The 12,206-nt window shown below is 55.7% G+C and carries 13 protein-coding genes and 2 pseudogenes; 10 read left to right on the top strand and 5 right to left on the bottom strand.

Features of this window, described 5'->3' with window-relative positions; translation table 11 throughout:
- Positions 1-14: 14 nt before the first annotated feature.
- The 3 genes and pseudogenes from JCM2850_RS23950 to JCM2850_RS18185 form a co-directional block, all read right to left on the bottom strand.
- A pseudogene (locus tag JCM2850_RS23950) lies at positions 15-122 on the bottom strand (hypothetical protein); the annotation flags it as partial.
- Positions 115-399 (bottom strand): GNAT family N-acetyltransferase, encoded by a 285-nt coding sequence (locus tag JCM2850_RS22695; RefSeq protein ID WP_234406174.1) that lies wholly within the window; start codon positions 397-399, stop codon positions 115-117. The gene JCM2850_RS22695 and the pseudogene JCM2850_RS23950, both read right to left, overlap by 8 nt.
- Positions 392-952 (bottom strand): helix-turn-helix domain-containing protein, encoded by a 561-nt coding sequence (locus JCM2850_RS18185; protein ID WP_234406188.1) that lies wholly within the window; start codon positions 950-952, stop codon positions 392-394. Before JCM2850_RS18185 ends, JCM2850_RS22695 begins: the two co-directional genes overlap by 8 nt.
- A 110-nt stretch (positions 953-1,062) precedes the next feature.
- Here JCM2850_RS18185 and JCM2850_RS21625 point away from each other — a divergent pair, with 110 nt between their 5' ends.
- The 7 genes from JCM2850_RS21625 to JCM2850_RS08780 all read left to right on the top strand — a co-directional run bounded on the left by JCM2850_RS21625 (position 1,063) and on the right by JCM2850_RS08780 (position 6,242).
- A complete protein-coding gene (locus JCM2850_RS21625; protein WP_159105146.1) occupies positions 1,063-1,227 on the top strand; it encodes a hypothetical protein in 165 nt (54 codons plus the stop codon).
- A 189-nt stretch (positions 1,228-1,416) separates the two neighbouring features.
- On the top strand, positions 1,417-1,752 hold the full coding sequence (locus JCM2850_RS22700; RefSeq protein WP_051525335.1) for a type 1 glutamine amidotransferase: 336 nt from the start codon (positions 1,417-1,419) through the stop codon (positions 1,750-1,752).
- A complete protein-coding gene (locus JCM2850_RS22705; RefSeq protein ID WP_234406175.1) occupies positions 1,722-2,144 on the top strand; it encodes a type 1 glutamine amidotransferase family protein in 423 nt (140 codons plus the stop codon). The genes JCM2850_RS22700 and JCM2850_RS22705 overlap by 31 nt, the downstream gene beginning before the upstream one ends.
- A gap of 139 nt (positions 2,145-2,283) precedes the next feature.
- Positions 2,284-3,402, top strand: a complete 1,119-nt coding sequence (locus tag JCM2850_RS08765) for an aminomethyl transferase family protein (RefSeq protein WP_025871236.1) — start codon at positions 2,284-2,286, stop codon at positions 3,400-3,402.
- Between the two features lie 3 nt (positions 3,403-3,405).
- Positions 3,406-4,026, top strand: coding sequence for a dimethylamine monooxygenase subunit DmmA family protein (locus JCM2850_RS08770; RefSeq protein WP_025871238.1), 621 nt, complete (start codon positions 3,406-3,408; stop codon positions 4,024-4,026).
- A gap of 13 nt (positions 4,027-4,039) precedes the next feature.
- Positions 4,040-5,125, top strand: coding sequence for a PDR/VanB family oxidoreductase (locus JCM2850_RS08775; protein ID WP_025871240.1), 1,086 nt, complete (start codon positions 4,040-4,042; stop codon positions 5,123-5,125).
- Positions 5,126-5,159: 34 nt separating this feature from the next.
- Positions 5,160-6,242: a heme-dependent oxidative N-demethylase family protein gene (locus tag JCM2850_RS08780; protein WP_025871242.1), complete on the top strand. Its 1,083-nt coding sequence runs from the start codon at positions 5,160-5,162 to the stop codon at positions 6,240-6,242.
- A gap of 2 nt (positions 6,243-6,244) precedes the next feature.
- Here the strand turns inward: JCM2850_RS08780 and JCM2850_RS18195 are convergent, their stop codons facing one another.
- Both JCM2850_RS18195 and JCM2850_RS22710 read right to left on the bottom strand, forming a co-directional pair.
- Complete coding sequence (locus JCM2850_RS18195) at positions 6,245-7,408, bottom strand: PAS domain-containing protein (RefSeq protein ID WP_234406176.1); 1,164 nt, start codon at positions 7,406-7,408, stop codon at positions 6,245-6,247.
- Positions 7,360-7,623 carry a hypothetical protein gene (locus JCM2850_RS22710; RefSeq protein ID WP_234406177.1) on the bottom strand — a complete coding sequence of 88 codons (264 nt, stop codon included), beginning with the start codon at positions 7,621-7,623 and terminating at the stop codon, positions 7,360-7,362. Before JCM2850_RS22710 ends, JCM2850_RS18195 begins: the two co-directional genes overlap by 49 nt.
- A gap of 70 nt (positions 7,624-7,693) precedes the next feature.
- Between JCM2850_RS22710 and JCM2850_RS08790 the strand changes: the two genes are divergently transcribed.
- From JCM2850_RS08790 to JCM2850_RS18200, 3 genes and pseudogenes are all read left to right on the top strand, one after another.
- Complete coding sequence (locus tag JCM2850_RS08790; RefSeq protein WP_051525337.1) at positions 7,694-9,451, top strand: histidine kinase; 1,758 nt, start codon at positions 7,694-7,696, stop codon at positions 9,449-9,451.
- Between the two features lie 67 nt (positions 9,452-9,518).
- Positions 9,519-10,166, top strand: coding sequence for a two-component system response regulator NarL (gene narL, locus JCM2850_RS08795; RefSeq protein WP_025871246.1), 648 nt, complete (start codon positions 9,519-9,521; stop codon positions 10,164-10,166).
- A 290-nt stretch (positions 10,167-10,456) separates the two neighbouring features.
- Positions 10,457-12,102, top strand: a pseudogene (locus JCM2850_RS18200) (APC family permease).
- Positions 12,103-12,206: the final 104 nt, after the last annotated feature.

The raw sequence follows: 12,206 nt of genomic DNA on the forward strand, positions 1-12,206 counted from the left end.
TCCACCAGCAATTGCGCGCGCGTGGCCCCCTTGAGCCTTGCCCAATCCAGTATGGCCGTTAACAGCTGGCGGCCTACACCCTGCTGCGCCAGGCCTGCTCTACTACCATGTCTTCTATCCAGCCGAGGGGCTGCCCTGGGCCGTGGAAATCACCAGTTGAGCGCTGACCATGGCAATCACTTCACCACTATCTTCACCACTCGCATTTTGTGCAATCAGTATGGTGCCGCGCTCGGGGTGTTGCAGCAGTTGCGTAAGGCCTGCCACCTGCCTGGCATTATCCGGCGTGAAGTCCTGCTCTATGCTGAATAACTGATGCAATAAAGCACTCAGGGCGGGGATATCACTGTTTAGGGCCGCACGGATCAGCAGCGATGGTTCTTCGTGATGTTCACTCATGATCATGCAGTTCCTCATCATTGTCGTAATGAATAATGGAGAGAAAGCGTATGGGCAGTTTGGCGTGAACTTCGGGTCTATGTGGAATTTCGCCCCTGAAAGTCAGCGCATCACCGGGGCGCAGAGTGTAAACCTCCTCGCCTACGCGGTAGCCCAGTTCGCCTTCCAGCATGTAAAGAAACTCGGTGCCTGCATGCTCAAAGGAGGGAAACTCTTCTTCCGGGTCTTCCAGGGTGATGAGGAAAGGCTCAAACAGCTTCTTGGGGCCTTGATCATAGGCCAGCAAGTGATAGGTATGGCCGTTACGCGTGCCGCGACGCACCACTTCCATGCCCTGGCCGCTCTTGACCAGTTGGGCGCCGCCTGTGGGCAGGTTATAGCCCTGGAACAGGCGCGAGATGGTCACGCCCAGGCTGTTGGCCAATTGCTCCAGGGTATCCAGACTGGTCGATACCAGATTGTTTTCTATCTTGCTCAGCATGCCGCGGCTGATATTGGCGCGCTCAGCTACTTCGGCAATGGTGAGGCCATGCTGCTGGCGAATATCCTTGATGACATTGCCAGATGCTTGCCCAGCGGCTTGCTATCGGATTCTGCAGGTAAGGCGGAACTGAGTTTTTTATCGTGATCAACCATCTTGTTTAACCGTTATGTTCAAGCATCGTGAGCGGTGTGGATGCGGTTTATAGAGCTGAGGGCAGTGTAATAGAGGATGCCTGCTTAGCCTATGCAAAAGATTACTCAGAAGAAAATTTTTTAATAAGAATTGACGGGTTACTTCAGGCAGAGTTTAATACAAAAAAGTTTCATATAAGTAAAAAAAGTTAATTATTGTGGTGTGTCGCTAGTCCGCTGGCTAAGTATGTTCCAGTTACTCGCCACCATGCGGTATTTGGTAGGAGGAGGCCGTGCAATGGGTTTCGGTGTTAGCGCAGCAGATGCGCGACATGGAGACCTGTTTGCAATTCCTTGCGTGCAAACGCGTTGGTCACCCTTTGACTGAGAAGCCTGCTATCTATGAAATCTGGCAAAACCGTTGTTGTATTCCAATTCACCGCCTCAGAAGGCCCGGGCTACCTGGCAGATTTTCTCTCGCGGCAACACATTCATTTGCATGTCATCAGGGTTGATTTAGGCGATCCATTACCCGTCAGCCTTGATGAATACAGCGGGCTGGCGATGATGGGCGGGCCTATGAGCGTCAATGACAGCCTGCCCTGGATCACGCCCTTGCTGGAGCTGGTGCGCGAGGCCGTACATAACCAGATTCCCGTGATTGGACATTGCCTGGGCGGGCAGTTGCTGGCCAAGGCTTTGGTGGGGTGGTCAGCGATAACCCAATGGCGGAGATAGGCTGGATACCTGCCAGCCACCTCGACACCCCACAAGCCAGGGAGTGGTTGGGGCCGCAAGTGGATCTCACCCTGTTTCAATGGCATTACCAGACATTTTCCATCCCGCAGGGTGGGCAACGCATTCTGGGCAGCCAATACTGTGACAACCAGGCCTATGTGGTCGACAAGCTGCACATAGGTTTTCAATGCCATATCGAAATGCAGGCCGAGATGGTCAGGGAGTGGTGCAATCTCTCACCCGAGGAGCTGAGGCCTGAGGGGCAAATGCTTGCTGCGCAGGCAGGCATACAGTCGGCTGCCGAGATACTGGCGGATCTGGATCAGCAGGTACAAAAACTCAATCTCTTGGCTGAACATGTTTATACGCGCTGGAGCCAAGGTTTGAAATAGTTGCCTTGATGTTATCAGTTCGCAGTTAATTGAAATGCCTAGCCCACTACCCCTTTGGAAGTACCCCTTCGAGAGAATGTTAAGCCAGCGGCAATTTCACTATCGTTGAGCTTGAAAATACCACTCTAAGGACTGCGGCATGGCAAGGAATTCAATACTTAATGAGCGTCACCGTGCGCTAGGCTCCAAACTCGATGGCGATACCTGGAACGATATGCCCATCCCCTGGAGCTACCATAGTGATGTGCATGATGAAGTAGTGGCGGTGCGCTCCAAGGCCGGGCTTTATGATGTCTCCGCGCTCAATATCATCAATGTCAGTGGGCTGGATGCCGAGCAGGTGATCGATCAGCTGGTGGCGCGTGACATCAGCAAGCTATTGCCCGGCCATGCCTTGCTGGCGGCCGAGCTGAATGAGCAAGGTGCGATTTGTGATGACATTATGGTGATACGCGATAGCGCCACCGAATTCCGCCTTTCGCACGGCAGCGGTGCTACGCCGCAAAATCTTGCCAAGCTGGCACAAGGCCGCAATGTGCTAGTGAGCGCTGACCTTGATGCGCATATCCTCTCCCTGCAAGGGCCGAAATCGCTGGAAATTCTCAATGCCTTGCTGGATTTTGATCTGTCTACCCTGGGCTATTTCCAGCATAAAGCCACCACCTTGCTGGGCAAGCAGGTGTATATCGCCAGGGGGGGTTATTCCGGCGAGCTGGGGTATGAGGTCTATTGCGGTGCTGCTGATGCGGTGTATTTATGGGATGAAATTCTTAAGGCAGGCGCACCACAAGGCGTGATTGCCGCGTCCTGGAATTCCCTGGAATTGACCCGTATAGAAGCCGCGCTGCTGTTCTTCCCGTTTGAGATGATAGAAGGCGATACCACCCCCTGGGAGGTCAATATGGGCTGGGGTGTGGATACAGACAAGGCAGGGGATTACACGGGCAAGGCCGCCGTGCTGGCGCTCAAGGACAAGGCACGCTTCCGTCAGATTGGGCTGATCTGTCGCAGCACTGAGGCGGTGCAGGCCGGGGCTGCCATTCTGCATGAAGGTCAGCAAGTCGGGGTGGTCACCAGTGCTTCCTATAGCCGTTACCTCATGCAATCGCTGGCGCTGGCGCATATCAGCGCTGAGTTTGCCAGCAATGGCACGGCGGTCGAGGTGCGTAGCGAGGCTGGCAGTTGCCAGGCTTATGTCGCGCCCACGCCATTCTATGATCCATTGCGTTTGCGCACTCACCCCCGCAGTCAGGCTTGAGCCATGCAAGCGGGATACTGGATACGCAGCAAGCCAATTTACGGCGGTTTGCAATGGCAACACAAGGCACAAGCCCATGTGATCATCGCCAGCGGCGAGGGTGGCCGCGCCGTGTTGCGCTTGTTACAGCAGCAGTTGCCACCGCAGGCGATCAAGGTCTTGTATCTGCCTGAGGCGCAGGCTGATCACAGCCATGCACTACGCCATATGCTGCAGGATGTGCTGGGCTTGGACCTCGCCTCGGCCTTGAGCCGCCATGACACCGCTGCCGCGCTCTGGCTGGCGCTGGATGAAGTGTTGACGGCCAGCCGCATGGGCACACGCATTTATGCCGCTGGCGATGAAGCCTTTCTCTGGCAAGTAGCGGCGCAGGCTGCACTGCATGGCGTACTCAATGCCGACATCATGCGCGAGCAGGCTGCCAGCCTAGCGCGCGCAGTCTACTGCGTGCACTGCAAAACCATCAGCCATCACGTCAACACCAATATTGCCACCTGCAGTGGCTGCCAACGCCAATTGCTGGTGCGCGACCATTTTTCGCGCAGATTGGGTGCGTATATGGGGCTGATGATAGATGCAGAAGAGCCAGGCAACGTGCCGGACATACTGGAGATTTATCCATGAGTGAGGTTTATCCATGAGTGCTTTGGCCAACAAGCTAATGATCACGGAGCCTGATATTCAGACGCCTGCCAATACCTCAGACCAGCGTAGCCAGAATGCTGGCCTAAAAGTGATCGTACAAACCATACGTGAAGTCGCAGAGGGCATACGCGAATTCACCCTGGTGTCTGCCGATGGTAGCGCCTTGCCCGCTTTTTCCGGCGGCAGCCATATCGTGGTCAGCATGCCCAGTGGCACGCGTATCTACCGCAATGCCTATTCCCTACTCAGCCCGCCACAGCAACGCGATCACTACCGCATAGCCGTGCGCCTGCAGGAAAACTCGCGTGGTGGATCACGCTTTATGCACCAAGAGGTCAAAGTGGGCATGGCGCTAGAAGTGGCCTGGCCGCTCAATCTGTTTGCATTGTCACGTTTGGCGCGCAAACAGGTGCTGGTGGCGGGTGGCATAGGTATCACGCCGTTTATGTCACAAGTGCAGGAGTTGCTGCGGCAAGCCCAGGCTAGTCAATCGGCGGTGTTACAAACGGCGGGGTCAAAAATTACACCGCCAGATTTTGAATTGCATTATGCCTATCGCTCGCAAGATCACGCCGCCTATGTGCCTGAGCTGCAAGCGCTGCTGGGTGACAGACTCAAGTGCTACGACCAAAGCCAGGGTGTCACTCTGGATATCCGTCAATTACTCGCAGAGCAACCCTTGGGTACGCATGTATATACCTGCGGGCCTGAAGGCATGGTGCAAGCTCTGCTGCAATCTGCGGATGAGCTGGGCTGGCCGCCAGCGCATGTGCATCACGAGGAGTTTTTGGCACCGCCTGTGGGCAGTCCCTTCACCATCAAACTGGCTAGCTCGCAGCAGGAAGTGCAAGTAGGGGCCGATCAAAGCATGCTGGAAGCGCTGGAGCAGGCAGGCGTAGACGCGCCTTATCTGTGTCGAGGCGGTGCCTGCGGGCGCTGCGAGCTGGAAGTGCTGTCTACCGATGGCACGCTGGAGCATCACGATCATTACCTTTCCGCCGAGGAAAAACGCGCCGGGCGCAAGATCATGCCCTGTGTCTCACGTGCACGTTGTGACGTGATAGAACTGAATTTCTGAGCTAAATCTCTGAGCTAAATTTCTGGGGTAAACCATGAACAAACTGGATCATATACAAGCCGAAACCGCAGCTTTCCACCATGCGCCATTCAATGAGGAAACCTTCAGAGGTGACTACAGCTTTCATAACTCTGCCAAGGGCATCAAGCGTTTTCCCTACCCCTTCGAGCAGGATCACTATATGTACTCGGTCAATATCGAGCCGCATCAGCCCGGTAAGCCAGGGGCCATTACCGAGCATGCCTTTGATATAGACGAACACTATGTGGCTGAATGCGAAGACAAGCGCATGACACTGGAGCAGGATGCAGGCCGTTATGCGGCACTGCCGCATATGATGGATGCGCAGTGGGATTTTCTGGAATTAACCATGGAAAGCCTGGCGCGGGATTACCCGCAATATTTCAGCCTGCTCAAGGACGGCGAGCGCTGGACCTGGCATAACAGCGTGCTGGGCATCAGCGACAGCTTTATCTTTGGTGACGCGAGCACGCTGCCCATGGAGCCGTTTGAATACATGGGCAGGCAGACCCAGGGTGATTTTGTGCTGCTGGATCAGCGCGAAGGCACTTTGTTTGCCGATGCAGGCTTTATTACCAGTCAGGCAGATTGGTCACTGGCCTTTGATATCGGCATGTCCTGGCATGAATGGCATGGCCCGGTACCGCAGGTAGACAAAATGGGCATTATGGATAGAGCCTTGAAATTCCTCATGAGCTTGCAACAAGGCAAACCAGTGCGGCGTTTGAACTGGACCATGACCGTCAACCCGCGCCTGGATACCTCCCCCGAGCATTACCCAGAATGGGGGCCGGACAGACTCACCGTGACCGCAGAAAATGCCGGGCAGAAAGCGCATTTGCGTGTGGAACTGCAAGCCATGTTCCGCTTGCCGCGCAGCAACGCCATTTTGTTCAGCATACGTTGCTATCTCCTGAGTCTGGAAGACATGGCAACACAGCCCAAGTGGATCAAGCGCTTTCACCGTGTGATCCGTGACCTGCACCCGGATTTGCTGGAATACAAGGGCATCAAGGTCTATCACGAACCCTTGCTACAATGGCTGGCCCCGCATGATGATGGCGCAGTGCTGAGCGAGGGTGCCCAGCTGGACTAGCTTCAGCCCTGGCTGAAATGCTGCTGCAACTGGGCAAGCAGGGGCGCACCCTGGCCCTCTTCCTTGCCGAGTATGGCAATAAAGCCTTCAACCGCCAGCAGCTCGCCTGTGCTGGCGTAAATGCCATTGCCATGCTCCCACACCCATTGATAATCGCCGTTGCGGGTATACAGGCGGTAGATCACCTGCAGCGCTTGCTGTTGTACCAGCTTGTCATAGGCACTGTCCCATACTGCACTGTCTTCCGGGTGCAGCAGCTTGCGGAAGCTGAGTGAGGGGTTGGCAATCAGTTCATGCGCACCATAACCCGTGAGCATGACGCAGCCATCGCTGACAAACTCGAAGTTAAAGCCATGATCAGCCTTGCGTCTGTAAATCATGCAGGGCACATGGTTAAGCAAACTGCTCATCGAGTGACGGTTGCTTCTGAGGCTGGCCTCTACCTGTCTGGCTTCATTGATATCGGTAATGGTGCCCACCACGCTGGCGCCTTCACTGGCAGTACTGGAAGCGCTGCGCGCGCGCAGTTCCACCCAGCTAGGTTCGCCATTGCGTTTGATCAGGCGTATCTGCTCGTTGCAGCGCAGGCGCTTGCCTCGGGCGATGGAATCCAGCCTGGCAATCGCCAGGGGCTGATCTTCGGGGTGTATAAAGTCTATGAGTGATTTGCCCAGTGATTCCTCGGCCGGGTATTCGAGCAATTGCTCCCAGCCGGGGTTGAGAAAGCTGAGCTTGTTGCCACGCTGCAACTGGAACACCACTTCTTCCAGGCGGTTGATCAGCAGGTGGTAATTGAATTGCTCGTCAAAACCCACGCCTGTGGCCGGGCTGCCGGAAATCAGCGAGAATTGCAGCAGCAAACTGCCATGCGGGCTACCGGGCCGCATAGGGGAGAGTGAGAGCTTACTTGGCAAGATGGTGCCGTCCAGGCAGAGTAGGCGTAATGTACTTTCTTCCTTGACCGGGGCATCCACATGCGCCAACAAGGCAGCGAGCAGGGCGTGGTCACCTGGGTAAATGACATTGGTTAAGGGCATGCCGACAATCTGATCTGACATGCCACTCATGCCTAACTCATTGAGAAACGCCTGGTTGGCAAAGATGACGGTATGGCCTTCTACCACGCAGCGGGCGAAGTCAGGCGCGAGGAAACTTCGCGCTCCCAATGCGGGTGATGTAAACGTGCCTGCATACGATTAAGGCCCTGGCGCTTGAGCACAGGGGACATGATTAATAGCAGCATCAGGGTGATGAGCACGCTGCCCGCGATGAGCATGCCAGTAAGGTGGGTAGCAAAAGGCGCGCTGGGCGACCACCAACTGTTGAATACCAGCAGGAACACGATGCTCAGGATCAAGGTGCTGAATAAATATAAGCTCATGGCAATCTTCAAGGCGGTTGTGGCAGGTAATGGTGCAAGGGGTACTAGTGTTAGCTAATTTACAACAGACATGCAATTAAACACGTTCAAGCAAAGACTGCTAGCGCGATGCCAGGGCTTGCTTGCGCGCTTGCTACGCCATGCGCTCTATCTGCGGCTCAGCATGCTGCTGGCTTGCGCCTCGATTCTTGGCGTGTTGATGCAAGTCAGTACTTTCTTTCTTTTAGATTACATACCCGCCAGCCAGACCGCAATCCAGCAAGTGGCGGAGCGCAAGCTGGAATGGCGTCTGGCCTTGAGCAACAGCAGCCAGCCACTGCCCAGCGTTTCCTGGCAGATTGAACATCAGTCTGGCCGCTTGGCGTCTCTGTTGAGCCGCTTGCAGCAAAGCGAGGCTGAGTATCGCTTGCAGCCCAGCGCTGCGCTGGCAGGGCCACTGATCAAACAACATGACGAACTACTCAATGCGCTCAGACACGACGTGGAAGAAAAGCAGACGGTGCTGGCCATGCTGCAATTCATGGGTTTGCTGCTCTTGCTCTGTTGTCTGCTCTCAGCAGCCCTGCTGGCCAAACATTTGCTGGTAGATAGGGTGGCGGCGCTGGTGGCCATGCTGCCTAGAGAGCAGCAGGCGGAGAGCGACGAATTTTCCCAGCTGGAAAGCGTGGTGCATGAGTTCTCGGCGCAGATGCAGGGCTTCCGTGCCGAAACCGAGTGGTTTAATCGCACGCGCAGTGAATTGCTGCGCAGGTTGTTGCGCGCGCGCGGCTTTGTTCACGGCCTGGTGCTGTCCTTGCAGGATGGTGCACTGAATCAATCTGCGCTCAATGAATCTGCCTTGAGAACCATGCTTTATTCCATGGAGAGCAGCCTGGATTTGCGCAATGTCGGGCTGCAATTGATGCTGAAAACCGGAGATGGTCAGGGCGAGCGCCTGCTTTACTCACAATATGCACCCACGCCGCTGCCCGAGCAGGTGCAACGCGACCTTGGCAGCCAGCGCTCGGCCAAATTTACGCTGGAAAGTGGCAATGAATGCATAGTGGCGAGCTTTGCCGGGCCAAATGAACACTTTGGCCTGTTGATGCTGGAGGCCAAGCCCGAGCAGGAGTTTTACGAATCCGACATTACGCTGGCAGAAATTACCGCGCAGTTACTGTCACTGGTGCTGGGTGCGCAAAGCCGTGAGGAGCAGGCCAGACGCCTGGCCTTGTTTGAGGAGCGCGCTGCGATTGCGCGTGAGCTGCATGATTCGCTGGCGCAATCGCTCTCCTATATGAAAATCCAGATTGCCAGGCTGCAAACCCACAAGGACTTGCAGCATAGCGACAGCCACGAAATCACCAGTGAGCTACGCGAAGGCCTGGATAATGCCTACCGTGAATTGCGCGAGCTGCTATCTACCTTCCGCATGCATATGGATGTGCGTGGGCTGGGCTTTGCCATTCAGGCGGCGATTGATGAATTTGCCCACAGATCACCGGTAGCGATTACCCTGGATAACCGTTTGGTCAATTGCAGACTGACCGTGAATGAGGAATTCCATATCCTGCATGTGATACGCGAGGCCTTGTCGAATATCATCCGTCACGCCGGGGCGCAAAATGTGGTGGTGGCACTGGCCTATAGCCCAGGCAGCACGGTGGTAGTGACCATAGATGACGATGGCATAGGCTTGCCGGAAATCCGCAGTGAAGAACCCGGCCATTACGGCCAAAGCATTATGCGCGACCGTGCCTATACCCTGGGCGGCGATATCACCATCACCGCCAGACGTCAGGGTGGCACCCGGGTCAGGCTGATTTTTATGCCTAAACTGAATCAGTAAAGTGCTTGCGACCAAGCAAGTTACCAGCAACACACAAGTCATACGCAAGCCATATTGGGGAAAATAATTGGACAAGCCATACAAGGTATTCCTGATCGACGATCACGCGCTGTTCCGTAAGGGCGTCGCGCAGATGATCAGCACCGATGTGATGTTTGAAGTGGTCGGCGAGGCTTCATCCGGGCTGGAAGGGCTGCAACTGGCCCCCGCACTGGCACCGGATATCGTCTTGATAGACCTCAACATGAAAGAGCTTGATGGCCTGGAAACCTTGCGCCGCTTCAAGGCGGGCGACCTGCAGGCAAGGTTTGTGGTACTGACCGTCTCTGATGCCGAGGATGACCTGCTGGAAGCCTTGCGCGCAGGCGCAGATGGTTATCTGCTCAAGGATATGGAGCCTGAGGAACTGGCGGCCAGCCTGAAGAAGATCATGAGCGGCATGACGGTGATACAGGACAGGCTGACCGAAGTGCTGAAACAGGCCTTGCAGGAGTTGGGCAACAAGCCTTTGCAACTGGCGCCAGAACAAGTGGCCTTGACCGAGCGTGAGCAGGAGATTCTGCAATGCCTGGCCGATGGCCTCAGCAACAAGGCCATTGCGCGCAGGCTGGGTATCTCCGATACCACGGTTAAGGTGCACGTCAAACATGTGCTCAGCAAGCTACGTTTGACCAGCCGTCTGGAAGCTGCGGTGTGGGCGCATAAACAGAAATAGTCATGACTGGAAGAACATCATCAGCCAGCGCGAAAAACCTTGCGCAAATTAGTGCGCAAAACTAGTGCATAAGTAAGCACCAACCTCGTGCCATAAGTGCGGTATTGGTGCTTCTGCTAGTGCACTACCTCCTTGGGAGTAATCCGTCTTAGGAATTGTCCCTGCCAGCCCATCCGTTATCCAATGGTGTCCTGAGCGAGATGCAATCCGCAGCTTGCCATCCATGATCAGGAGCCTGTCAATTGAGTACTTCACCCACTCTAGATGTCACGGCACCCGCTTTATCTCCAATGGAACAACCCAAACCCGGCAGCCTGCATCGCAAGATAGGCTGGCAGGGAGCATTCTGGGTCGCCAGCGGAGTACCAGCGCTGGTGCTGTTTTCCATAGGCGCCATCGCCTCTACCGTCGGTAAACCCGCCTGGCTGGCCTGGATGCTGTCTATCTGCTTTGGCTTTATCCAGGCTTTCACCTATGCCGAGATTGCCGGCATGTTCCCGCACAAATCCGGCGGGGCTTCAGTCTACGGCGCTATCGCCTGGGTACGTTACAGCAAGTTTGTGGCACCCATTTCGGTGTGGTGTAACTGGCTGGCGTGGACGCCAGTGCTGGCCATAGGCTCGGGGCTGGCGGCAGGGTATATCCTGCTCGCGGCTTTCCCCGCCGATGCGGTGATCAATACCTGGCAGGTCACGCTGATGGATCTGGGCTTTATCAAGTCTGGCCTTAGCCTGCGTATCAATGCCACCTTTATTCTGGGCGCAGCTTGCTGCTGGCGGTGTTTGGCATACAGCACGGCGGCATTTTGCGCTCTTCACGCGTGACCATGATTCTGGGGCTGGCGGCGCTGATTCCCTTGATGCTGATAGGCCTGGTGCCGCTGCTGACCGGGGATGTTTCGGCTGCCAATTTCCTGCCCATCGCGCCTTTGGCTTATGACGAGGCAGGTAATGTGGTGAATGGCCTGTGGGATATAGAAGGCTGGAAACTCATGGCGGGCGGTATGTTTATCGCTGCCTGGTCTACCTATGCCTTTGAGACTTCCGTCTGTTACACGCGTGAGTTCCGTAACCCCAAGACTGATACCTTCAAGGCGATTTTCTATTCTGGCCTGCTGTGCCTGGCAGTGTTCACGCTGGTGCCTATCGCTTTCCAGGCCGATCTGGGTCTGGGCCATCTGGTCACGCCAGCCGTGCTGGATGCGGCGGGCAATGAAATCAGCCCGGCGGTGTATGACGGCATGTTGGCCCCGGATATCTACAGCGGCATGGGCGTGGCGGGTGCTTTGTCTGCGATGCTGGGCGGTAGTCAGCAGGTGGCCAATGTCATCGTCATCATGCTGGTGCTGGCCTTGCTCTTATCCATCATGACTTCCATGGCAGGCTCCTCACGTACCTTGTACCAGGGCGCGGTGGATGGCTGGTTGCCCAAGTACCTGTCACAGGCCAATGAGCACGGCGCCCCCACACGGGCGATGTGGACAGACCTGTGCTTCAATCTGGTGCTGCTCTTGATGTCGGATTACGTCTTTGTACTGGCGGTATCCAATGTCTGCTACATCATCTTCAATTTCCTCAACCTCAACGCAGGCTGGATACATAGGCTGGACAGGCCCAACTGGGAGCGCCCCTATAAGGCACCCGTGATTCTGCTGGGCCTGGGCACTGTGCTGAGCTTCGTCAACGTAGCATTGATGGGGCTGGGGGCCAATATCTGGGGAGAGGGCACCCTGTGGTCTGGTGTGGTGTGCGCGTCATTGATTGTGCCTGTGTTCTTCTACCGCCACTTTGTGCAGGACAAAGGCGTGTTCCCCAAGTCCATGGTCGAGGATATGCATATGGGCAATGAAGTGGGCGTGAAGAAACGCGCCGGGATATTGCCCTTTGTCGCCATCGCCGTGGCGGTATTGATCGTGATCCTGATGCAGCAGTTGTAATGCCTGCGCCCAGGCCTGGTCTGGGCCAGCGCATGCTCTGCGGCATCAGCTTGCAAAGCCCATGAAGTGACATAACACAAAGCCCCAGCCATGGGGCTTTGTGC

This window comes from Methylobacillus glycogenes JCM 2850, assembly GCF_000617925.1.
GTDB classification, from domain to species: Bacteria; Pseudomonadota; Gammaproteobacteria; order Burkholderiales; family Methylophilaceae; genus Methylobacillus; species Methylobacillus glycogenes.

Excerpts from the sequence above, each read along its gene's own strand:
- JCM2850_RS22695 (WP_234406174.1), bottom strand. The coding sequence starts at position 399 with ATGAGTGAACATCACGAAGAACCATCGCTGCTGATCCGTGCGGCCCTA.
- JCM2850_RS22700 (WP_051525335.1), top strand. The coding sequence starts at position 1,417 with ATGAAATCTGGCAAAACCGTTGTTGTATTCCAATTCACCGCCTCAGAA.
- JCM2850_RS08765 (WP_025871236.1), top strand. The coding sequence starts at position 2,284 with ATGGCAAGGAATTCAATACTTAATGAGCGTCACCGTGCGCTAGGCTCC.
- JCM2850_RS08770 (WP_025871238.1), top strand. The coding sequence starts at position 3,406 with ATGCAAGCGGGATACTGGATACGCAGCAAGCCAATTTACGGCGGTTTG.
- JCM2850_RS08775 (WP_025871240.1), top strand. The coding sequence starts at position 4,040 with ATGAGTGCTTTGGCCAACAAGCTAATGATCACGGAGCCTGATATTCAG.
- JCM2850_RS08780 (WP_025871242.1), top strand. The coding sequence starts at position 5,160 with ATGAACAAACTGGATCATATACAAGCCGAAACCGCAGCTTTCCACCAT.
- JCM2850_RS22710 (WP_234406177.1), bottom strand. The coding sequence starts at position 7,623 with ATGAGCTTATATTTATTCAGCACCTTGATCCTGAGCATCGTGTTCCTG.
- JCM2850_RS08790 (WP_051525337.1), top strand. The coding sequence starts at position 7,694 with ATGCAATTAAACACGTTCAAGCAAAGACTGCTAGCGCGATGCCAGGGC.